The sequence below is a fragment of the Micromonospora sp. DH14 genome, from assembly GCF_029809455.1.
Classification (GTDB): domain Bacteria; phylum Actinomycetota; class Actinomycetes; order Mycobacteriales; family Micromonosporaceae; genus Micromonospora; species Micromonospora parva.
This window is the reverse complement of sequence record NZ_JARVKT010000015.1, coordinates 146,712-166,182: the sequence shown is the minus strand read 5'-3', so window position 1 is coordinate 166,182 and position 19,471 is coordinate 146,712. Positions and strand designations below refer to the sequence as shown.

General features: G+C 72.9%; 22 protein-coding genes. 6 read left to right on the top strand and 16 right to left on the bottom strand.

What is annotated here, in order from left to right; all coding sequences use genetic code 11:
• Window positions 1-46 precede the first annotated feature (46 nt).
• The 3 genes from QCZ28_RS20810 (at window position 47) to QCZ28_RS20800 (ending at window position 3,715) form a co-directional block, all read left to right on the top strand.
• Window positions 47-676, top strand: coding sequence for a TIGR03085 family metal-binding protein (locus QCZ28_RS20810; RefSeq protein WP_279518203.1), 630 nt, complete (start codon window positions 47-49; stop codon window positions 674-676).
• Between the two features lie 199 nt (window positions 677-875).
• A complete protein-coding gene (locus QCZ28_RS20805; RefSeq protein ID WP_279518202.1) occupies window positions 876-1,751 on the top strand; it encodes a terpene synthase in 876 nt (291 codons plus the stop codon).
• A 137-nt stretch (window positions 1,752-1,888) separates the two neighbouring features.
• Window positions 1,889-3,715, top strand: coding sequence for a long-chain fatty acid--CoA ligase (locus QCZ28_RS20800; protein WP_279518201.1), 1,827 nt, complete (start codon window positions 1,889-1,891; stop codon window positions 3,713-3,715).
• Window positions 3,716-3,759: 44 nt separating this feature from the next.
• Here the strand turns inward: QCZ28_RS20800 and QCZ28_RS20795 are convergent, their stop codons facing one another.
• Window positions 3,760-5,064 carry a low temperature requirement protein A gene (locus QCZ28_RS20795; protein WP_279518200.1) on the bottom strand — a complete coding sequence of 435 codons (1,305 nt, stop codon included), beginning with the start codon at window positions 5,062-5,064 and terminating at the stop codon, window positions 3,760-3,762.
• A 105-nt stretch (window positions 5,065-5,169) separates the two neighbouring features.
• Window positions 5,170-6,624 (bottom strand): PLP-dependent aminotransferase family protein, encoded by a 1,455-nt coding sequence (locus tag QCZ28_RS20790; protein ID WP_279518199.1) that lies wholly within the window; start codon window positions 6,622-6,624, stop codon window positions 5,170-5,172.
• Between the two features lie 59 nt (window positions 6,625-6,683).
• Here QCZ28_RS20790 and QCZ28_RS20785 point away from each other — a divergent pair, with 59 nt between their 5' ends.
• Together QCZ28_RS20785 and QCZ28_RS20780 are read left to right on the top strand one after the other, a co-directional pair.
• Window positions 6,684-7,355, top strand: coding sequence for a hypothetical protein (locus QCZ28_RS20785; RefSeq protein ID WP_279518198.1), 672 nt, complete (start codon window positions 6,684-6,686; stop codon window positions 7,353-7,355).
• Window positions 7,356-7,456: 101 nt separating this feature from the next.
• Window positions 7,457-7,918, top strand: a complete 462-nt coding sequence (locus QCZ28_RS20780; protein ID WP_030334457.1) for a hypothetical protein — start codon at window positions 7,457-7,459, stop codon at window positions 7,916-7,918.
• Window positions 7,919-7,923: 5 nt separating this feature from the next.
• Here QCZ28_RS20780 and hisF read toward each other — a convergent pair whose 3' ends face one another.
• The 12 genes from hisF to hisD form a co-directional block, all read right to left on the bottom strand.
• On the bottom strand, window positions 7,924-8,691 hold the full coding sequence (hisF, locus tag QCZ28_RS20775) for an imidazole glycerol phosphate synthase subunit HisF (RefSeq protein WP_279518197.1): 768 nt from the start codon (window positions 8,689-8,691) through the stop codon (window positions 7,924-7,926).
• A gap of 73 nt (window positions 8,692-8,764) precedes the next feature.
• Window positions 8,765-9,760, bottom strand: a complete 996-nt coding sequence (locus QCZ28_RS20770; protein ID WP_279518196.1) for an NADP-dependent oxidoreductase — start codon at window positions 9,758-9,760, stop codon at window positions 8,765-8,767.
• A 47-nt stretch (window positions 9,761-9,807) separates the two neighbouring features.
• Window positions 9,808-10,239, bottom strand: a complete 432-nt coding sequence (locus tag QCZ28_RS20765) for an organic hydroperoxide resistance protein (protein WP_279518211.1) — start codon at window positions 10,237-10,239, stop codon at window positions 9,808-9,810.
• 8 nt (window positions 10,240-10,247) lie between these two features.
• Entirely contained in the window at window positions 10,248-10,691 is a 444-nt protein-coding gene (locus QCZ28_RS20760) for a MarR family transcriptional regulator (RefSeq protein WP_279518195.1), read from the bottom strand.
• An 80-nt stretch (window positions 10,692-10,771) separates the two neighbouring features.
• Window positions 10,772-11,161 (bottom strand): RidA family protein, encoded by a 390-nt coding sequence (locus tag QCZ28_RS20755; RefSeq protein WP_030334468.1) that lies wholly within the window; start codon window positions 11,159-11,161, stop codon window positions 10,772-10,774.
• A complete protein-coding gene (priA, locus tag QCZ28_RS20750; protein ID WP_030334470.1) occupies window positions 11,158-11,883 on the bottom strand; it encodes a bifunctional 1-(5-phosphoribosyl)-5-((5-phosphoribosylamino)methylideneamino)imidazole-4-carboxamide isomerase/phosphoribosylanthranilate isomerase PriA in 726 nt (241 codons plus the stop codon). Before priA ends, QCZ28_RS20755 begins: the two co-directional genes overlap by 4 nt.
• 14 nt (window positions 11,884-11,897) lie before the next feature.
• A complete protein-coding gene (locus tag QCZ28_RS20745; RefSeq protein WP_030334472.1) occupies window positions 11,898-12,221 on the bottom strand; it encodes a hypothetical protein in 324 nt (107 codons plus the stop codon).
• A gap of 36 nt (window positions 12,222-12,257) precedes the next feature.
• A complete protein-coding gene (gene hisH / locus QCZ28_RS20740; protein ID WP_279518194.1) occupies window positions 12,258-12,890 on the bottom strand; it encodes an imidazole glycerol phosphate synthase subunit HisH in 633 nt (210 codons plus the stop codon).
• Between the two features lie 13 nt (window positions 12,891-12,903).
• Window positions 12,904-13,074: a hypothetical protein gene (locus QCZ28_RS20735; RefSeq protein ID WP_167337319.1), complete on the bottom strand. Its 171-nt coding sequence runs from the start codon at window positions 13,072-13,074 to the stop codon at window positions 12,904-12,906.
• Window positions 13,074-13,685, bottom strand: a complete 612-nt coding sequence (gene hisB, locus QCZ28_RS20730; RefSeq protein ID WP_279518193.1) for an imidazoleglycerol-phosphate dehydratase HisB — start codon at window positions 13,683-13,685, stop codon at window positions 13,074-13,076. The genes QCZ28_RS20735 and hisB overlap by 1 nt, the downstream gene beginning before the upstream one ends.
• Window positions 13,682-14,755, bottom strand: coding sequence for a histidinol-phosphate transaminase (locus QCZ28_RS20725; RefSeq protein WP_279518192.1), 1,074 nt, complete (start codon window positions 14,753-14,755; stop codon window positions 13,682-13,684). The genes hisB and QCZ28_RS20725 overlap by 4 nt, the downstream gene beginning before the upstream one ends.
• On the bottom strand, window positions 14,752-16,074 hold the full coding sequence (gene hisD / locus QCZ28_RS20720) for a histidinol dehydrogenase (protein WP_279518191.1): 1,323 nt from the start codon (window positions 16,072-16,074) through the stop codon (window positions 14,752-14,754). The genes QCZ28_RS20725 and hisD overlap by 4 nt, the downstream gene beginning before the upstream one ends.
• A gap of 106 nt (window positions 16,075-16,180) precedes the next feature.
• Between hisD and QCZ28_RS20715 the strand changes: the two genes are divergently transcribed.
• Complete coding sequence (locus QCZ28_RS20715; protein WP_279518190.1) at window positions 16,181-16,885, top strand: LON peptidase substrate-binding domain-containing protein; 705 nt, start codon at window positions 16,181-16,183, stop codon at window positions 16,883-16,885.
• Here QCZ28_RS20715 and QCZ28_RS20710 read toward each other — a convergent pair.
• Both QCZ28_RS20710 and QCZ28_RS20705 read right to left on the bottom strand, forming a co-directional pair.
• Complete coding sequence (locus QCZ28_RS20710) at window positions 16,800-17,630, bottom strand: DUF2567 domain-containing protein (RefSeq protein WP_347815120.1); 831 nt, start codon at window positions 17,628-17,630, stop codon at window positions 16,800-16,802. The genes QCZ28_RS20715 and QCZ28_RS20710 overlap by 86 nt on opposite strands.
• Window positions 17,631-17,686: 56 nt before the next feature.
• On the bottom strand, window positions 17,687-19,399 hold the full coding sequence (locus QCZ28_RS20705; RefSeq protein WP_279518189.1) for an AAA family ATPase: 1,713 nt from the start codon (window positions 19,397-19,399) through the stop codon (window positions 17,687-17,689).
• Window positions 19,400-19,471: the final 72 nt, after the last annotated feature.

Below are 19,471 nucleotides of genomic sequence, written 5' to 3'. Positions count from 1 at the left end.
GGTCCGTCGGCGCGCGCCGACGGACCACCGGGCCTACGATCGGGCCATGCCGCGGTACGCCCGAGCCGAGCGCGAGGCGCTGGCCGATCTTCTGCTGGCCCTCGGGCCGGCCGCCCCCACAATCAACGAGGGCTGGGCGACCCGTGACCTCGCCGCTCATCTGGTGCTGCGGGAGCGCCGTCCGGACGCGGCGGGTGGGATCCTGCTGCCGCCGCTGCGCGGATACGCCGAGCGCGTCCGGCAGCGCCTCGCCGCACAGCAGTATCCCGAGCTGGTGGCGCAGGTACGGCGTCCGCCGCTGTGGAGCCCGGTCAGCAATCCGCTGACCGACGAACTGGCCAACACGATGGAGTTCTTCATCCACCACGAGGACGTCCGACGGGCCGGCTCCGGGTGGCAGCCGCGCGACCTGCCCACCGGTCTGCAGAGCGCGCTCTGGAAACGCGTGACCCCGATGGCCCGGCTGGCCCTGCGCCGTTTTCCGGCGAACCTCCTCGTGCAGGCGCCCGGCCACGGTGAGATCTCCGTCGGTCGCGGCGGTGAGCCGCTGCGCCTGGTCGGCTCCCCGGGGGAGCTGGTGCTGTTCCTGTCCGGCCGGCAACGGGTGGCCCGGGTCCAACTGAACGGCTCGACGGAGGCGGCGGGACGACTGCGCGGCGCCAGCCTGGGAATGTGACCGTCTGTACGTAAACGGTCACCGAATAGCTGTCGGATTCCCCACACCCAGCGAAGCACGCTGATACGTCCTCCCGTACGCTTCACCGCGCCGCACCGCGCCGGGCGGCACGGAGTGGGGGCACATTGTGCGGGACTTCGCGATTTCGGCGCTGCGGGAACCGCCGTTCCCCACGGGGCGCCATGGTGCCACGGACCAAGTGGCGAGTGAGAGCATCGAGTGGGCACGCACGTTCGGGCTGGTCGATTCCGGCCAACGTGTCTCCCGGCTGGAACGGGCCGACGCCGCCGGCCTGGCCGGCCGCGCCTGCCCGGACGGCTCGGTGGAGGGGCTTCGGCTGCTCACCGACCTGATCAGCTGGCTCTTTGTGATGGATGACGCCTGCGACGAGGACGGCCTCGGCGCCGACCCGGTGCGGTTGGGGCCGGCAATCAGCACCCTGCTCGACGTGCTCGACCGCTGCGGTGACCCGGACGTGGCACCGCCCGCCGTCGGGCCCCTGGGTGACGCGCTGCACGACCTCTGCCGCCGGACCCGGCTGCACGATCACGCCGGGCTGCTGCTGCGGTTCGTCAGCCAGATGCGGGAGTATCTGTTGGCGCTGCTCTGGGAGGCGGGCAACCGGGAACGTCGGCGCGTGCCCGAGATGGCGGAGTACGTCCAACTGCGCCGGCACATCGGCGGCGTGCACCCCTGCCTCACCCTGACCGACCTGGCGTCGAGGCGACCCTCCGGGCCGACCCAACGCGCCGACCCGGGGCTGGTCACCCTGGACCTGCTGGCGGTGGACCTGGTCTGCTGGTGCAACGACCTCTTCTCGTACGGCAAGGAGAGTCAGGCCGACCCGGACGCGCACAACCTGGTCACGGTGATCGCCCACGACAGCGAGGCGGACGAGGCGACCGCGCTGCGGAGCGCGGCGCACCGGTTCAACCAGGGGTTGGCGACGTACCTGGACGCGGAGGAGGCGCTCCGCGCCACCGGCGACGACGGGCTGCGCGACGCGTTGGCGGCCCGGCGCAACTGGGTCCGGGCCACCTACGACTGGTCAGTGGTGGCTGCCCGGTACGCCTGATCGACCGTACCGGTTGGTGGGATGGGACGGCCGGACGATCACCAGGGCTAGCCGATGCATGGCGACAGGCAATACTCTTCGGTAACCATTATGACGTGACGACCGTCACGCCACCACCCCCGAAGGCGGCTACAGCGATGGCTCTCGATGTACCGTACCGCTCCATCCCGGACATGTTTCTCAAGCGCGTGGCGGCCACCCCCGACCGAAACGCGTTCGCATCCCCGAACCCCGACGGCTCGGGGCCCGTCTGGCTGACCTGGGAGCAGGTCGGTCAGCGCGCCAAGGCGGTCGCCGCCGGCCTGCACGGCCTGGGCATCGGCCAGGAGGACCCGGTCGCGATCCTCGCCAACACCCGGCTGGAGTGGGTGATCGCCGACCTCGGCATCATGTGCGCCGGCGGCGCGACCACCACCGTCTACCCGACCACCGAGCCGACCGACGCGACGTACATCATCGCCGACTCCGGTTCGAAGGTGCTGTTCGCGGAGAACCCGGCCCAGGCGGCGAAGATCGCCGGGGCGACCCTGCCCGCGCTCACCCACGTGGTGCTCCTCGACGGTGCCGCCGATCCGACCGCGGCGATCGCGCAGCTGACGCTCGCCGAGCTGGAGGAGCGCGGCGCCCAGGCGTTGGCCGCCGAGCCGGATCTGATCGACATGCTGGTGGCCGGCATCGGCCCGGACCACCTGGCCACCCTGATCTACACCTCCGGCACCACCGGGCAGCCCAAGGGCGTCGAGCTGCTGCACGGCGGCTGGTGCTGGGAGGCGGTGGCGCAGGCGGACGTGGGGCTGCTGCGCGACGACGACCTGCAGTACCTGTGGCTGCCGCTGGCTCACTCGTTCGGCAAGACCCTGCTCTGCGGCGCCATCCACGTCGGCCTGCCCACCTACGTCGACGGTCGGGTGGACAAGCTGGTCGACCTGCTCTCGGTCATCCGTCCGACGCTGATGTGCGGCGCACCCCGGGTGTTCGAAAAGGTCTACAACAAGGCGGTGACCACCGCGCAGGGCGCCGGCGGCGCGAAGGCGAAGATCTTCGGCTGGGCGGTCGGCGTCGGCAAGGAGAAGGTCACCCTTGAGCAGGCCGGCAAGCCGGTGCCGGCCGGGCTGAAGCTGCGCTACGGGTTGGCCGAGAAGCTGGTGTTCAGCAAGCTCCAGGCCCGCCTGGGCGGCCGGATGCGGGTGCTGGTGTCCGGCGCCGCGCCACTCAGCCCGGAGATCGCCACCTTCTTCGCCGCCGCGAACCTGCCGATCTCCGAGGGCTACGGCCTGACCGAGACCAGCGCGGGCAACTTCGTCAACCCCCCGGCCGGGCTGCGGATCGGCACCGTGGGCCGGGCGATGGGCGACCTCGAGTGCAGGATCGACACCGACGGGGAGATCCTGGTCCGTGGTCGGCCGGTGATGCGCGGCTACCACAACCTGCCGGAGGAGACCGCCGCGGCGTTCACCGAGGACGGCTTCTTCCGCACCGGTGACATCGGCACCCTCGACGAGCAGGGTTACCTGCGCATCACCGACCGCAAGAAGGACCTGGTCAAGACCTCGGGCGGCAAGTACATCGCGCCGTCGCACATCGAGGGGATGTTCAAGGCCATCTGCCCGTACACCTCGCAGGCGGTCGTCGTCGGTCAGGCCCGCAACTTCTGCACGATGCTGGTCACCCTGGACCCGGACGCGATCCGCGGCTGGGCGGCCGGCGGCCCCCTCGAAGGGCGCAGCTACTCCGAGATCGTCGCCTCGGCGGAGGCCCAGACGATGGTCGAGGAGTACGTCGCCCAGCTCAACGCCAAGCTCAACCGCTGGGAGACGATCAAGAAGGTGGCGATTCTGCCGCGCGACCTGACGATCGAGGACGGCGAGATCACCCCGTCCTTGAAGATCAAGCGGCGTGGCGTGGAGAGCAATTTCGCCGCCGAGATCGACAAGATGTACGCCGGCACCCTCGCCGAGCTCTGAGCCGACAGTGGGTCCCGTGCCGGGCGGCCAGCCGGCACGGGACCTCACAGGTGGTGGCCCCGCCACCGGGTGTGTTCCTCCTCCGCGGCGAGCTGTTCCTCGAACGCCGTCTGCCGGACCCCGCTGCGCCGACGCGAGTCGACGACCGTCTGCGCAGCCACGGCCAACGCCGTGGCCAGCGCCAACATCGCCAACGCGATCAGCTCGGGCAGCACCGCGGCGACCGGCACCAGCGCGACCAGCAGCAGGATCCCGCCGATCGTGGGCCACCGGCGAGCGCCGAGCATCTTCCGGCCGAGGACGATGAGCGCGAACAGGTAGAGCCCGACCCCACCGTAGAGCGCGAGCAGGTCGAAGCTCGGCAGCGGAACGCCCCAGCTCGGCGTACTGGGATCGGCGCCCTGCTGGATCAGCCCCTTGAGCCCGAGCGCGAACAGGATGATGCCGGCGATGACCGGCAGGTGCAGGTAGCTGTAGGCGTTTCGGGCCAGGGCCGCGCGGGCGTCCGGGTCGCGGGTGCGGTGCAGGGTCTGTTCCATCCCGAGCGCCAGGGTGTCGAAGTACGCCCACCACATCGCCGCGGCCACCGCGATGCCGAGGACCGCGGCGAACAGCACCGGCCAGGTCAGCGGCAGACCGGGGATCTCGTCGGGGCTGAACCCGAGCGCGATGATGGCCTCGCCGAGGGCGACCAGGACGATCTGACCGTGCCGCTCCGCCCAGTGTCCGGCGGAGAGCACCGTCCACCCGGTGCCCCGTAGGGCCATGCCGGCTCCGTACTCCACGGCGAGGGCCGCGATCCAGCACAGCAGGCGGGCCACCGACTCGGCCGTGCCGTCGAAGAGCCGCTGCGGCAGCAGCCCGGCGACCACGATGAGGCTCGTGGCCAGCAGCACCGGCAGGGCGAGCAGTTGCCAGCGTCGCCGCACGTCGCGGTTCCGGCGGCCGAGCCACAGGAAGATCACCGACTCGCTCGCCCGGACCACGAAGTAGCAGGTCGCGAAGACCAGCGGACCGAACAGGCCACCGGGACGATCGACGAACGCCTTCGGCAGACTCAGCGCCAGGACGAACGCGGCGGCGATGGTGACGAAACCGACCGCCGGGACGATGCCCTGGTCGGTGCGGATCAGGTTGCCCAGCACGGCGAACCCGGACCAGCACCACCAGAGCAGGGCCAGCAGCACCAGGTACTGGACCAGGCTGCGGACGGTCGGATTGCCGGCGGTGGCCGTGGTGACGTGCAGGAAGGCGAAGACGAAGACCAGGTCGTAGAAGAGTTCGAGCGGGGTCGCCCGCGAGCCCGGCGCGCTCCGGCGGACCCCGCGCGTCCCCCGGTCCTCACCCATCAGGAAATTGTGGCAGTCGAAATAGGGTGTTCCGGGCATATCACCGCGATACCTGTGCTGGCCGACCGGCGACGATGACGCCGAGGGGCATGGTCGGCCGGCGGCTCAGGCGATGACGGCCGGCTCCCGCCAGCGCTGTCGACCCGCGCGGTCCAGGTCGTAGCGGATCGCCGCGATCCTCCCGACGGCCTCCACGAGGTCCGCCGCGGGCAGGGTGAACGGCAGCCGCAGGAAGCGCTCCAGGGTGCCGTCCAGGCCGAACCGGGGGCCGGGCGCCAGTCGTACGCCGACCTCCTCCGCGGCCCGGGCCAGCGCGCTGGAGACCGGGCCGTCCAGCTCGGCCCACAGCGTCACGCCACCGCGTGGCACGGTGACCCGCCACTCGGGCAGGTGGTGCGCCAGCGCGCCGAGCAGGGCGTCACGCTGCACGGCCAACTGGACGCGGCGGTCGGCGACGATGGCCTCGGCGTCGGCGAGCAGGTGCACCGCGACCAGTTGGTCCAGCACCGGGCTGGCCATGTCGACCCCGACCCGCACGGCGGCCAGTCGCTGCACCTGCGGCGCGGACGCCCGCACCCAGCCGATCCGCAGGCCACCCCAGTAGGGCTTGCTCATCCCCCCGATGCTGATCACCCGACTGTGCCGGTCGTAGGTGGCGACCGGGGGTGGCGGCTCGGTGCCGTCCATCGACAGGTCCACGAAGGACTCGTCGATGATCAGGTCGGTGCCGACCGCGTGCGCGGCGGCGACCACGCGCTCGCGCAGTGCGGCGGGCATCAGGTGCCCGGTCGGGTTCTGGAACTCCGGAATCAGGTACGCCAGCTTCGGCCGGGTCTGCCGCAGGCTGCCCAGCAGCAGGTCGGGCTCCCAGCCGGCGTCGGCGGCCAGACCGTGGGTGGTGATCCGGGCCCGCCGGCCGGCCAGCGCGGCGAGGGCGTTGGGGTAGGTCGGGGACTCGACCAGCACGGTGCCACCGGGGGCGAGCGCGAGCCGCAGCACCAGGTCCAGTGCGTGCTGGGTGCCGCTGGTGACCATGATCTGGTCGGCCGAGGTGGGCAGGCCCCGGGCGGTGTACGCCTCGGCCACGGCCTCACGCAGCTCGATGATGCCGGTCGGGTGGTAGCCGGCCCCGCTCAGGTAGCGGGGCAGGTCCTCGGCGGCGGCCCGGGCGGCCGACAGCAGCTGCGGCGGGGCGGCCAGCGCCGCGACGCCGAGGTCGAGCATCTCCCGGTCGTCCAGCGGGGTCCACAGCCCGGTGCTGGCCACCCGGTGGTTGCCCGGCAGCATCGTCCAGCTGCCGGCGCCTCGGCGGCTGGCCAGGTGCCCGCTCTCGCGTAGCTGCCGGTAGGCAGCGGTAACGGTGGTCCGGCTGATCCGCAGCGCCTCGGCCAGCTCCCGTTCGGCCGGGAGGCGGACACCCAGCGGCAGCCGGCCGTCGGCGAGCAGCCCGCGCACCGAGCCGGCCAGCGCGGCGTAGTCGGGGCTGCGTCGCCGACCCGGGAGCGCATGCCACTGCCCGAGCAGACGGGCCAATTGGACACCGCGTACCTGCCCGGTCATGGCCACTCCTCGGATATTGGCTTCTTCCTCGATGAGGATTGGCACCTAGGGTGGCATGCATGGCACTGCTTGGCAATCTGCGGCACCGGCCGGTTCGACGGCTGGTCCAGCTCTACCTCGGGCTCACGCTCTACGGCGTCAGCATGGCCCTGATGATCCGCTCCGACCTGGGCCTCGACCCGTGGGACGTGTTCCACCAGGGGCTCTCCGAGCTGACCGGGCTCTCCTTCGGCACGGTCACCATCGGCGTCGGCGCGCTGGTCCTGCTGCTCTGGATCCCCCTGCGGCAGCGGCCCGGCCTCGGCACGGTCAGCAACGTCGTGGTGATCGGCCTGGTGGTGGACGCCACGGTGGCCCTGCTGCCGGAGGGTGGCCCGCTCAGCGTCCGGATCGCGATGCTGATCAGCGGGATCGTCGCCAACGGCGCCGCCACCGCTCTGTACCTCGGCGCCCAGTTGGGCCCCGGCCCCCGCGACGGCCTGATGACCGGGTACGTGGCCCGCCGGCCCGGCCGGTCGGTCCGGCTGGTGCGCACCGTCATCGAGGTCACCGTGCTGGCGCTGGGCTGGCTGCTCGGCGGCACGGTCGGGGTGGGCACCGTCGCGTACGCGTTGGCCATCGGTCCGTTGGCCCAGTTCTTCATCCCGCTGTTCGCCGTGCCGGAGGGCGGCACACCCGACAGCCCCGCACCGCCGCCGGGCAGCCCCGCGCCGGTCACCCCCGCCGGGTGAAACCTCACCGACCGTCCGCGAACCGGTACGTGGTGGTGGTGCTGCACACCGGTTGGCGGGTGGGTGTTCCCTTCCGCGACGCGCGCCGTCATCATCTCTGCATGGGGGAGAACGGTTGGCGCTGGACGGACGCCTGGATCTTCGTGTCGCTCGTCATCGCGAGCGGCGCCGGACGGCACCGTCGGTCGGCGACAAGCCGACGACCGGAGGGCGTTCGCCTGGCCGACGTGCTCTCCACCGCCGACCACCTCAACCACGCGATCCCGCAGCGGCACGAGGTGGAGGCCGCGGTCCAGCGGCTGGTCGGCGCCGGGCTGGTCAGCGTCGCCGACGGCTGGTTCCGGATCACCGCCGAGGGTGAGACGCTGTGGCGCACCCGCCCGCGCGCGGGTGTGGCGACCATGGTGGACACCGTGCAGGGTGTGTTGACCCGCCGGCACGCGCCCGGCAGCGCCGACTGGATCCTGGACGAGGCCGACCACGCGGCGGCTGTCCAGGAGTACGCGGTCCGTTCGATCCCCACCCCGCGCAGGTCACCGGAGGGGCACTCCGGCGAGCGCTGAGCGGCTCAGCGCACCGGGTGGCCGTCGAGGCGCAGCGCGTCCTTGACCTCGGCGACGGTCAGCTCGCCGAAGTGGAAGACGCTGGCGGCGAGCACCGCGTCCGCGCCGGCGCCGATCGCGGGCGGGAAGTGGGCCACCTCACCGGCGCCCCCGCTGGCCACCACCGGCACGTCCACCACCGCCCGCACCGCGGCGATCAACTCCAGGTCGAAGCCCGCCTTGGTGCCGTCGGCGTCCATCGAGTTGAGCAGGATCTCCCCCGCGCCCAACTCGGCGCTCCGGTGTGCCCACCACACGGCGTCGATGCCGGTGCCACGTCGACCCCCGTGCGTGGTGACCTCGAAGCCGCTGGGCGTGGCAGCGGTCGACGACCGGCGCACGTCGAGGGAGAGCACGAGCACCTGCCGGCCGAACCGGTCGGCGATCTCGGCGATCAACTCCGGTCGGGCGATGGCGGCGGTGTTGACGCCGACCTTGTCCGCCCCGGCGCGCAGCAACGTGTCCACGTCGGCGACCTGCCGGACCCCACCGCCGACGGTCAGCGGGATGAACACCGACTCGGCGGTGCGGCGCACCACGTCGAGCATGGTGCCGCGGTCGCTGGAGGACGCGGTGACGTCGAGGAACGTCAACTCGTCAGCACCGGCCCGGTCGTACGCGGCGGCCAGCTCCACCGGGTCGCCGGCGTCCCGCAGGTCGAGGAAGTTGACCCCCTTGACCACCCGCCCGGCGTCCACGTCCAGACAGGGGATCACCCGTACCGCCACCGTCATGCCACGAGCCTATCCTCCGCACGCGCGACGGCGGTCGGCCCGATCGGGTCGACCGCCGTACACGAGTTGTGCGTCACACCTTGACGAGCATCTTGCCGAGGTTGTCGCCGCGCAGCAGGCCGAGGAACGCCGCCGGGGCGTTCTCGATGCCGTCCACGATCGTCTCGTCGTAGGACAGCGTGCCGTCGCGCAGCCAGCCCGCGACGTCGCGCACGAACGCCGGCCGGACGTCGTGGTGATCGTTGACCAGGAAGCCGCGCAGGGTGAGCCGCTTGCCGATGACGAGCGCCAGGTTGCGCGGGGCGGCCGGCGGTTCGGTGGCGTTGTACTGCGCGATCATGCCGCAGATGGCGGCCCGACCGTGCAGGTTCATGGCCGAGATCGCCGCCTCCAGGTGGTCGCCGCCGACGTTGTCGAAGTAGACGTCGACGCCGTCCGGGGCGGCGGCGCGCAGCGCCTCACGGACCCCGTCGTGGTAGTCGAAGGCGGCGTCGAAGCCCAGCGCCCGCAGCCGCTCGACCTTGGCCGGCGAGCCGGCGCTGCCGATCACCCGGCCGGCGCCCTTGAGCTTGGCGATCTGGCCGACCAGGCTGCCGACCGCGCCGGCCGCGGCGGAGACGAAGACCGTCTCGCCGGGCTTCATCGCGGCCACCTCCAGCAGCCCGGCGTACGCGGTCAGCCCGGTCATGCCGAGCACGCTCAGGTACGCGCTGACCGGGGCGACGCCCGGGTCGACCTGACGGGCGGCGGTCGCGTCGAGCAGCGCGTACTCCCGCCAGCCGAGCCCGTGCTGGACGGTGGCCCCGACGGCGATGTCCGCCGCCTCGCTGGCCACCACCTCGCCGATCGCGGCCCCGTCGAGCGGAGCGTCGAGCGCGTACGGCGGCACGTACGACTTGACGTCGTTCATCCGTCCGCGCATGTACGGGTCGACCGACATGAACTGGTTGCGGACCACGATCTGGCCCGGTCCGGGCGTCGGGACGTCGGTCTCGACGAGCCGGAAGGTGTTTTCGGTGGGCCAGCCCTGGGGGCGGCTGGCCAGGTGGATCTCGCGGTTGCCGGTCACTGGGTGGTTGTCCTCTCGTCCGCGGGTGGGGGCCGGGTGCCGCGATGTCACGCGGGCAGGGCCTCGCGGACGGTCAGCGTGACGTCGACGTTGCCACGGGTGGCGTTGGAGTACGGGCAGACCTGGTGGGCCTGCTCGACGAGCTGCTCGGCGACCTCACGGGACGCGGCGGGCAGGTCGACGACGAGCTGCACGGTGAGCCCGAAGCCGCTGCTGCCGTTCGGGCCGATGCCCACCTCGGCGGCGACCACGGAACCGGTCACGTCGGCCTTGGCCCGGCGGGCCACCACCCGCAGCGCGCTGTGGAAGCAGGCCGCGTAGCCGGCGGCGAAGAGCTGCTCGGGGTTGGCCGCACCGCCGGCCCCGCCCATCTCCTTCGGCACGGCCAGGTCGAGCGCGACAGTGCCGTCGGAGGTCTCGACGTGGCCGTCCCGGCCGTCGCCGGTGGCGGTAGCGGACGCGGTGTAGAGAACCTGCATGGTGCTCACTACTCCTTCTGTCGGTGGATGGTGTCGGTGACCCGGGTGAGGGTGTCGCGCAGCGCCACCAGCTCGCCGAGGCCCAGCCCGGTGGCCTGGGCGATTCGCAGCGGGACGTCGCAGAGCTGTTCGCGCAGCGCCCGGCCCTGCTCGGTGAGGCCCACCTCGACACGCCGCTCGTCGCGGGCCGACCGCCGCCGCACCACCAGGCCCGCCCCCTCCAGCCGCTTGAGCAACGGGGAGAGCGTGCCGGAGTCCAGCCGCAGCTCGGCGCCCAGCTCGGACACCGTGGGGGCGTCGTCGGGACGCTCCCAGAGCACCAGCAGCACCAGGTACTGCGGGTAGGTCAACCCGACCTCGTCGAGGATCGGCCGGTAGACGTCGGTCAGTGCGCGCGACGCGGCGTAGAGCGCGAAGCACACCTGCCGGCGCAGCACCAGGTCATCGGTCACCGTTGAAAAGTAGCCCACAATTAAGTTGTGCACAACTTATCTGTCCGTGAGCCGGCCGGCAGACCGACCGGACGCCTACCTCAGCGATCGCCGAGGTACGCCTCCAACTCCACCTCGACCAGATGCTCCGGGTCCAGCAGACCGGCCACCACCACCAGGGTCGCCGCCGGCCGGACCGCACCGAAGACCGCGTTGTGGGCCCGACCCACCTCGTCGGCGTGCGACCGGTCCGTCACGTACATCCTCGTGCGCACCACGTCGCCCGGCTCCGCGCCCACCTCGGCGAGCGCGGCCAGCCCGATCCGCAGCGCCTGCGCGGTCTGCGCGGCCGGATCACCCACGTGCACCACCCGGCCGTCCACCGTCGCCGTGCACCCGGCCGTCCAGGCCCGCTCACCGGCACGGACCACCCGGGAGTAGCCGTAACGCTGCTCCCAGGGGCCACCCGACCCCAGCCGGGTCGTCGTCACGCCTGTGCCAACGTCCGCAGCGCCTCGGCCACCGTGAAGGCACCCGCGTAGAGCGCCTTACCGGCGATGACACCCTCCACCCCGACCGACTCCAGGGTCGCCAACGCCCGCAGGTCGTCCAGGGTGGACACCCCACCGGAGGCGATCACCGGCCGGTCGGTACGGGCACACACCTCGCGCAGCAGATCCAGGTTCGGCCCGCGCATGGTGCCGTCCTTGGTGATGTCGGTGACCACGTACCGGCTCGCGCCCGCCTTGTCCAACCGCTCCAGCACCTCGTACAGGTCACCGCCATCGCGGGTCCAACCCCGCGCCGACAGGGTGTGACCCCGCACGTCCAACCCGATGGCCACCCGGTCGCCGTACTCCGCCACCACCCGGTCACACCAGACCGGATCCTCCAACGCGGCGGTCCCGATGTTCACCCGGGCCGCCCCGGTGCCCAGCGCCGCGCGCAGCGACTCGTCGTCCCGGATGCCCCCGGAAAGCTCCACCTTCACGTCCAACTGGCGCACCACCTCCGCCAGCAGGTGCGCGTTGGTGCCCCGGCCGAACGCCGCGTCCAGGTCGACCAGGTGGATCCACTCCGCGCCGTCCCGCTGCCAGGCCAGCGCGGACTCCAACGGGTCACCGTAGACGCTCTCGCTTCCGAGGGCGCCCTGCACGAGCCGGACGGCCCGGCCGTCAGCGACATCCACGGCGGGTAACAGGGTGAGGCTCAACGTCTTCTCCTCGATCAGGTACGACGGTCCAGGGCGATCACGACGATCGCCGGCAGTACGAGCAGCAAGAGCACGATCAGCGCGATACGCAACGCCAGGTTGTCAACGAACGTCCAGATCAGGATCAACGCCGCGCCGGTGAGCAGCACGATCGCGGCCCGCTCGCCCCGACTGTGCCGGGCCAGCCGCCCGGAACGCCCCCGCCGCAGCCGCGGCGTCAACCGGCGGACCACCGCCCGACGGCGCTGCCGGCGAGCGACCTGGCGCTGCCGGACCGCCCGCTCCCGGGCCTGCTCCGCCTCCCGCTGCGCCCGCCGGCGGGCCCGCTCCCGGCTCACCGCGACACCCGCCGACCGGGCGCCGCGCGACGACGCTCACCCACCGTCGGGCAACGTGGCGAGCCAGTTGCGCAGCAACGCGGCACCGGTATCGGCGGACTTCTCCGGGTGGAACTGGGCCGCCGACAACGAGCCACGCTCCACCGCCGCGACGAAATCCGTGTCGTGGTGGGCGGTGGTCACCGTGGCCCCCGCGGCGGCCAGCGCCGCCGGGTCGCCCATCGCGTACGAGTGGACGAAGTAGAAGCGGCTCTGCTGCGGCAACCCGGCGAACAGCACCGACTCCCGGGGAGCCCGGACCGTGTTCCAGCCCATGTGCGGCAACCGGGCGGCAGCCAGCCGGGTCACCCCGCCGGGCAGCAACCCCAGCCCCTTGGTCACCACGCCGTGCTCGTCACCGTGCTCGAAGAGGACCTGCATGCCCACGCAGATGCCCAGCACCGGCCGGCCGGCGGCCACCCGCTCGGCGATCACCGGACCCGCGCCCAACGCCTCGATCGCCGCCATGCACGCCGCGAACGCGCCCACACCCGGCACCACCAGACCATCGGCGGCAGCCGCGGCGTCGAGGTCGTCGGTCACCCGGACATCCGCTCCGGCGGCGGCCAGCGCCCGCTCCGCCGAGCGCAGGTTGCCCGAGCCGTAGTCCAGCACCACCACGTCACTCATGCCGTCACCCCGATCACCCGTTCTCCGGCAGCAGCCGCAGCACCCCGGCGACCGTGGCGAGCACCGCGAGCGCCGCGGTGACGAACACGGCGACCTTCGGCGCGCCCTGCCGGTAGAGCGACCAGGTGCCACCCACCAGCACCCCGGCCAGGATCAACAACAACGTCGGCAACGCCGCACCCATTAGAGGGCACCCTTCGTGCTCGGAATCGCACCCGCGGAACGCGGGTCGATCGAGGTCGCCTCACGCAGGGCCCTGGAGACCGCCTTGAACTGCGCCTCCACCACGTGGTGCGCGTCCGGGTGACCGCCCGGCCGGGCCGCCCGCAGCACGTCCACGTGCAACGTGACCCGGGCCGCCTGGCCGAAGGACTCCCAGATGTGCCGGGTCATGCTGGTCGCGTACACCGGGCCGATGTACGGGGCGAGCACCGGCTCGTCGTGCACCACGTACGGCCGACCGGAAAGGTCCACAGCGGCCCGGACCAGCACCTCGTCCATCGGCACCGTCGCCGAGCCGTAGCGCCGGATGCCGGCCTTGTCGCCCAGCGCCTGGTCGAACGCGGCACCCAGGGCGAGCGCGGTGTCCTCGATCGTGTGGTGCGCGTCGATCTCCAGGTCACCCACGGTGCGCACGGTCAGGTCGAAACCGCCGTGCCGGGCGATCTGGTGCAGCATGTGGTCGTAGAAACCGACGCCGGTGCTGATCTCGGCGGCACCGGCGCCGTCGAGGTCGATCTCGACGAGGACCTTGGTCTCCTTGGTGATCCGCTCCACCCGGGCGGTCCGGCTCATTGAACAGTCTCCATCGCAGAAAGGAAGGCGTCGGTCTCGGCGGCGGTGCCGGCGGTCACCCGCAGCCAGCCGGGAAGGCCGACGTCACGGACCAGCACCCCCTCCGCCAGCAGGGCGTTCCAGACGACGGTCTGGTCGCCGCCCACCTCGAAGAGCACGAAGTTGGCGTCACTGTCGGCGACCCGCAACCCCCGCTCGCGCAGCGTCGCCACGATCCGGTCCCGCTGCGCCATGATCGCGCTCACCGTACCGAGAAGGGCATCGCGGTGGGCCACCGCCGCGCGGGCGGCGGCCTGGGTGAGCGCGGAGAGATGGTACGGCAAACGGACGAGCTGCACCGCCTGCACCACCGCCGGGTCGGCGGCCAGGTAACCCAGCCGGCCGCCGGCGAAGCCGAACGCCTTGCTCATCGTCCGGGTGACCACCAGCCGCGGGTGCCCGGGCAGCACCGCGAGGGCGCTGACCGTCCCGGGTCGGGAGAACTCGGCGTACGCCTCGTCGACGACCACCATGCCGGGCGCGACGTCGAGCACCGCGGCGATCACCGCCGGGTCCAGTGCCGTGCCGGTGGGGTTGTTCGGCGAGCAGAGGAAGACCACGTCCGGCTGGTGCTCGCGGACCTGGGCGACCGCCTCCTCGGCGGTCAACCCGAAATCGACGCCGCGCTCGGCGGGCACCCAGCGGGTGCTGGTGCCGAGGGCCAGCAGCGGGTGCATCGAGTACGCCGGAACGAAACCGAGCGCGCTGCGCCCCGGACCACCGAACGCCTGCAACAACTGCTGCTGGATCTCGTTGGAGCCGTTGGCCGCCCACACCTGCTCGACGGTGAGCCCGTGCCCGAGATATTCGGCCAGGTCGGCGCGGAGCGCCACCGCGTCCCGGTCCGGGTAGCGGTTCAGCTCGCGCAGCTCGGCCGCGACGGCCTTGCCGATCGCCTCGACCACCGGCTCCGGCACCGGGTGGGAGTTCTCGTTGGTGTTGAGCCGCACCGGCACGTCCAGTTGCGGCGCCCCGTACGGCGACAGCCCCCGCAGGTCGGCACGGATCGGCAGGTCGTCCAGGCCGCTCACGCCGACCCTCCCGGGAAACGGGCCTGGACCGCCTGGCCGTGCGCGGGCAGGTCCTCCACGTTGGCCAGGGTGACCACGTGCGGGGCCACGTCGCGCAGCGCGGCCTCGGTGTATTCGATCAGGTGCACGCCGCGCAGGAAGGACTGCACGGACAGGCCGGAGGAGTGCCGGGCACAACCGCCGGTGGGCAGCACGTGGTTGGAGCCGGCGCAGTAGTCGCCGAGCGACACCGGCGACCAGGCGCCCACGAAGATCGCCCCGGCGTTGCGGACCCGCAGCGCCCACTCCCGGGCGTCGACCGTCTGGATCTCGAGGTGCTCGGCCGCGTACGCGTCGACCACCCGCAGCCCCGCCTCCAGGTCGTCGACCAGGACCACGCCGCTCTGCTCACCGGTCAGCGCCGTGGTGACCCGCTCGGTGTGCTTGGTCGCCGGCACCTGCCGGGCCAGCTCCGCCTCGACCGCCTCGACCAACGCCACCGACGGGGTGACCAGCACGCTCGCGGCGAGCGGGTCGTGCTCGGCCTGACTGATCAGGTCGGCGGCCACGTGCGTCGGGTCGGCCGTGTCGTCGGCCAGGATGGCGATCTCGGTCGGACCGGCCTCGGCGTCGATGCCGACCACGCCGCGCAGCAGCCGCTTGGCGGCCGTCACCCAGATGTTGCCGGGCCCGGTGATCAGGTCGACGGGGTCGCAGCGCAGCTCACCCGCCGGGTCCACCGCCGCGCCGTACGCCAGCATCGCCACCGCCTGGGCCCCGCCCACGGCGTACACCTCGTCGACGCCGAGCAGCGCGCACGCGGCGAGCACCCGGGGGTCGGGCAGGCCGCCGTTGTCCTTCTGCGGCGGGCTGACCACCACCAGCGAGCGAACCCCGGCCGCCTGGGCGGGCACCACGTTCATCACCACCGTCGACGGGTACATCGCCAGGCCGCCGGGCACGTAGAGGCCGACCCGGTCGACCGGCAGCCACCGCTCGGTGACCGTACCGCCGGGCACCACCTGGGTGGTGTGGTCGGTGCGCCGCTGGTCGGCGTGCACCCGACGGGCCCGGGCGATGGACTCCAGCAGCGCGGCCCGCACCGCCGGGTCGAGCACCCCCTCCGCCTCGGCGATCGCCTCGACCGGCACCCGCAGCACCTCCGGGGAGATGCCGTCGAACCGAACACTGGCCTCCCGGATCGCTGGGTACCCATGCTCACGGACGGCCTCCACCAGGGGCCGGATGCGCTCGACGGCGACGGACACGTCGAGCTGGGCGCGGGGCAGCAGACGGCGCGGGTCTCCGAGACCGTCGCGCAGGTCGATCCGATTCAGCACCCTTGCGAGTCTAGGCGGCCGATCCGAGGTCCACCCGAGCCGCCCGTCCGCCGGGACGGTGAGCCGGGCCACGCCCCGGTGGGCGAGATTGGTTAGGCTCGACCCTGTGACCGCACGGCTGCCGGTGTTCCCGCTCGCAACGGTGCTCTTTCCCGGGTTGGTGCTGCCGCTGCACATCTTCGAGGAGCGCTACCGGGCGCTGGTCCGACACCTGGTCGGCCTGCCCGAGGGCGCCCCGCGTGAGTTCGGCGTGGTGGCCATCCAGGCCGGCTGGGAGGTCGCGCCGGCCGGTCCCGGCGCCCGGGCGACGCCGGGCGTCGGCGAGGTCACCCTGCACGAGGTGGGCTGCACCGCCGAGCTGCGGCAGGTGACCGAGCTGGCCGACGGTGGTTTCGACATCGTCACTGTGGGCCGCCGCCGGTTCCGGATCGCCGAGGTCGACGACAGCACCGAGCCCTACCTCACCGCCGACGTGGAGTGGCTGCCCGACCCGGGCGGCCCGGACGAGTTGGCCGACCTGCTGGCCGCCCGGGTGATCTCGGTGTTCCGGCAGTACCTCGGCCTGATCCGCTCCGACCCGGAGGAGATCTCCGAGCAGCTGCCGGAGGACCCGACGGTGCTCTCGCACCTGGTGGCGGCGACAGCGGCGCTCACCGTCGACGACCGGCAACGGCTGCTGGCGATCGACGACACCGCCTCCCGGCTCCGCGCCGAGCTGCGGCTGCTCAACCGCGAGGCGGCTCTGCTGCGTCAGGTGCGGGCGGTTCCGGTGCCGCTGGCGGAGCTGGCGTCCCCGCCGACACCCAACTGAACTCCCCCGGCTCGGGCTCCGGGCGCAGCCCCGGCCACCGTGACCAGCCGGCCAGCAGGGTGTACATGACCGCGGCCCCGAACGCCGGCAGCAGCAGGTTGCCGTGCGGCACCGGCAGCACCCCGAGCAGCCAGTCCACCCCGCCGGCGCGCAGGTCGGCGGGCTTGTTGAAGGCCTGGCCGGCCGGGGCGGTCGCCAGCAACCGGTCGAAGGTGGCCAGGCCGATCCGCCGTCCCACCTGCCAGGCCACCGGCGCGGCGACCAGAGTGCCGAGCACCGCGGCGACCAACCCGACCGGGCCCCGCCGCCGACGCAGCACGACCCACACGGCGAGCGCCACGAGCAGCCCGAAGGCGAGCCCGAGCAGGCTGAACCAGCCGTCGGCGGCGATCGGCTGCTCCGGTTGCGGCTCGGCGTAGATCGCCCCCTCGGCGGTCTTCAGCACCGGGGTGTCCGGCGCGAGCGCGGCCCAGAGCAACCCGAGCGGGACACCCAGTGCGGCCAGCGCGAGCACGGCGCCCACCACCGTCGCCAGGGCCCGCAGCGGACGACGCGGTTCGTCGAACCGAAGTTCCAAGGAGCTCTGGTACGCCGCCGAGGCGGGCGGTTGACCCGGGTCGAACCCATCCGCCGCCGCCCCGGGCGACGGGTCGGCCTGCGGCGGATCCGCCTCCGGCGTACGGGGTGGCGCGGGTCGGACGGGCTCGTCGACGGGCCGCTCACTGTCGGGGTTGTCCGGGCTCACCCGATGATCCTCTCAGGCCCGGTGCGGGGCCGGGGCTCCGGTGGCGGCAGACCAGCTCACCGGGCGAACGGCTCCACCATCATCGCCGCGGCCCGCAGCCACGCCTGCCGGGTCTCCGGCTGGAGTTGGTGGTACTCGATCGACGACCCGGTCTCCAGAGCCGGGTCGTACGGCACGACGGCCACGCCACGGGTGCGGGTGGCGAAGTGCCGCTCCAGGTCGTCCTGGAGCGTCGAGCGACCCGGGGTGGGGCAGGAGATGAGGGTGATCGCGTTGTCCGCCAACTCACCCATGCCCTCCTCGTGCAGCAGGTCGAGCATCCAGTCCGCGCTGAACGCGGCGTCCTCCCGGGGCACCGTGGTCACCACCAGTTGGTCGGCGGCCTGCATGACCGTACGCCAGTTGGGGCTCTCCACGTTGTTGCCGGTGTCCACGCAGACCACGTCGTGGGTACGCCGCAGCAACTCCAACACCCGCCGGACGGTGAACTGGTCCAGTCGCTGGGCGAAGCGCGGGCTCTCCTCGCCGGCCAGTACGTCGTACGAGCCGTCGGAGGCGTGCCGCAGGTAGTCGTCCAGCCGGTCCAGCAGGGTCGCGCCCTCCAGGATCTCGATCTGGGCCAGGTCGCTGATCAGGTGCCGGATCGTCCGGGCGTGCCGGGCGCTGCCGGCGCGCAGGCCGAGGGTGCCGCGCAGTTCGTTGTCGTCCCAGGCCAGCACGCCCTGGCCGCGGACGCTGCCGACCGTCGCGGCGGCGAGCACGGTGGCGGTCGTCTTGTGCACGCCGCCCTTGGGGTTGGCGAAGGCGAACACCCGGGGCGTGCCCAGGTCCCGCTTGAGCACCCCGTTGGCGCGTTCCTGCTCCTGGTCGACGGTCTGCGACCGCCACTCGATCCGGGCCGGGTAGGCACGGTCGGCGACAGCAGAGCCGATCGCCGGGGCGGGTGGCGGGGTGACGGGCGGGACGACCGGCGGCGGGACGACCGGCGGCGGGGCGACCGGCGGTGGCGGGGCGACGACTGGCGGCGGAGCGACCGGCGGTGGCGCGGCCGCCGGGTAGCCGGTCTCCGGCTGGTAGCCGGTCTCCAGCAGGGCGTACCGCGACTCGACCGGCGGTTGACCCGACCGGTAGCCGTTGTCCAGCAGGGCGTAGCGCGACGGGACCGGCTCGGGTCCGCGGGCCGGCGGCTCGGGCTCGGCCCGGTACGTCGGCTCGGCCCGGTAACCCGGCTCAGCCCGGTACTCCGGCGTGACGCGGTAGTCCGGCTCGGCGCGGTAGCCGGGATCGGCGCGGTAGCCCGGCTCGGCCCGGTAACCGGGTTCGGCCCGGTAGTCCGGCTGCTCGGTCCGGTACGCCGGCTCCGCACGGTAGTCCGGCTCGGCCCGGTAACTTGGCTCGGCCCGGTACGCGGGCTCCGCCCGATAGTCCGGCTCGGCGCGGTAGTCCGGTTCCGCGCGGTACCCGGGCTCGGCCCGGTAGGCGGGGTCGACCCGGTAGCTCGCCTCGGCCCGGTAACCGGGCTCCGCGCCGTACGACAGGTCGGCGGGATGCCCGATGGCCGGTGCCCGCCCGGCGTAGCCGTTCGGGGCCGCACGCCGGGGCAGCGGGTCCGGTGGCGGCTCCTCGCCGCGCCGCTCGGGCTCGGTCTGCTCGGCGCCGCGACCGCCCAGCCGGGCTCGGTCCAACAACGCACGCCACCGCGGCGCTGGTTCGGCCGGCCGGCCCCAGCCGGTCTCACTGCCCTCCACGGCCCGCCCTCCCAGCGCCATCGATCTCTGTCTGACAGGCTACGAACCCAACCCTATTCGGACCACACCTCAGAGCGCACACCAGCCGGCGCA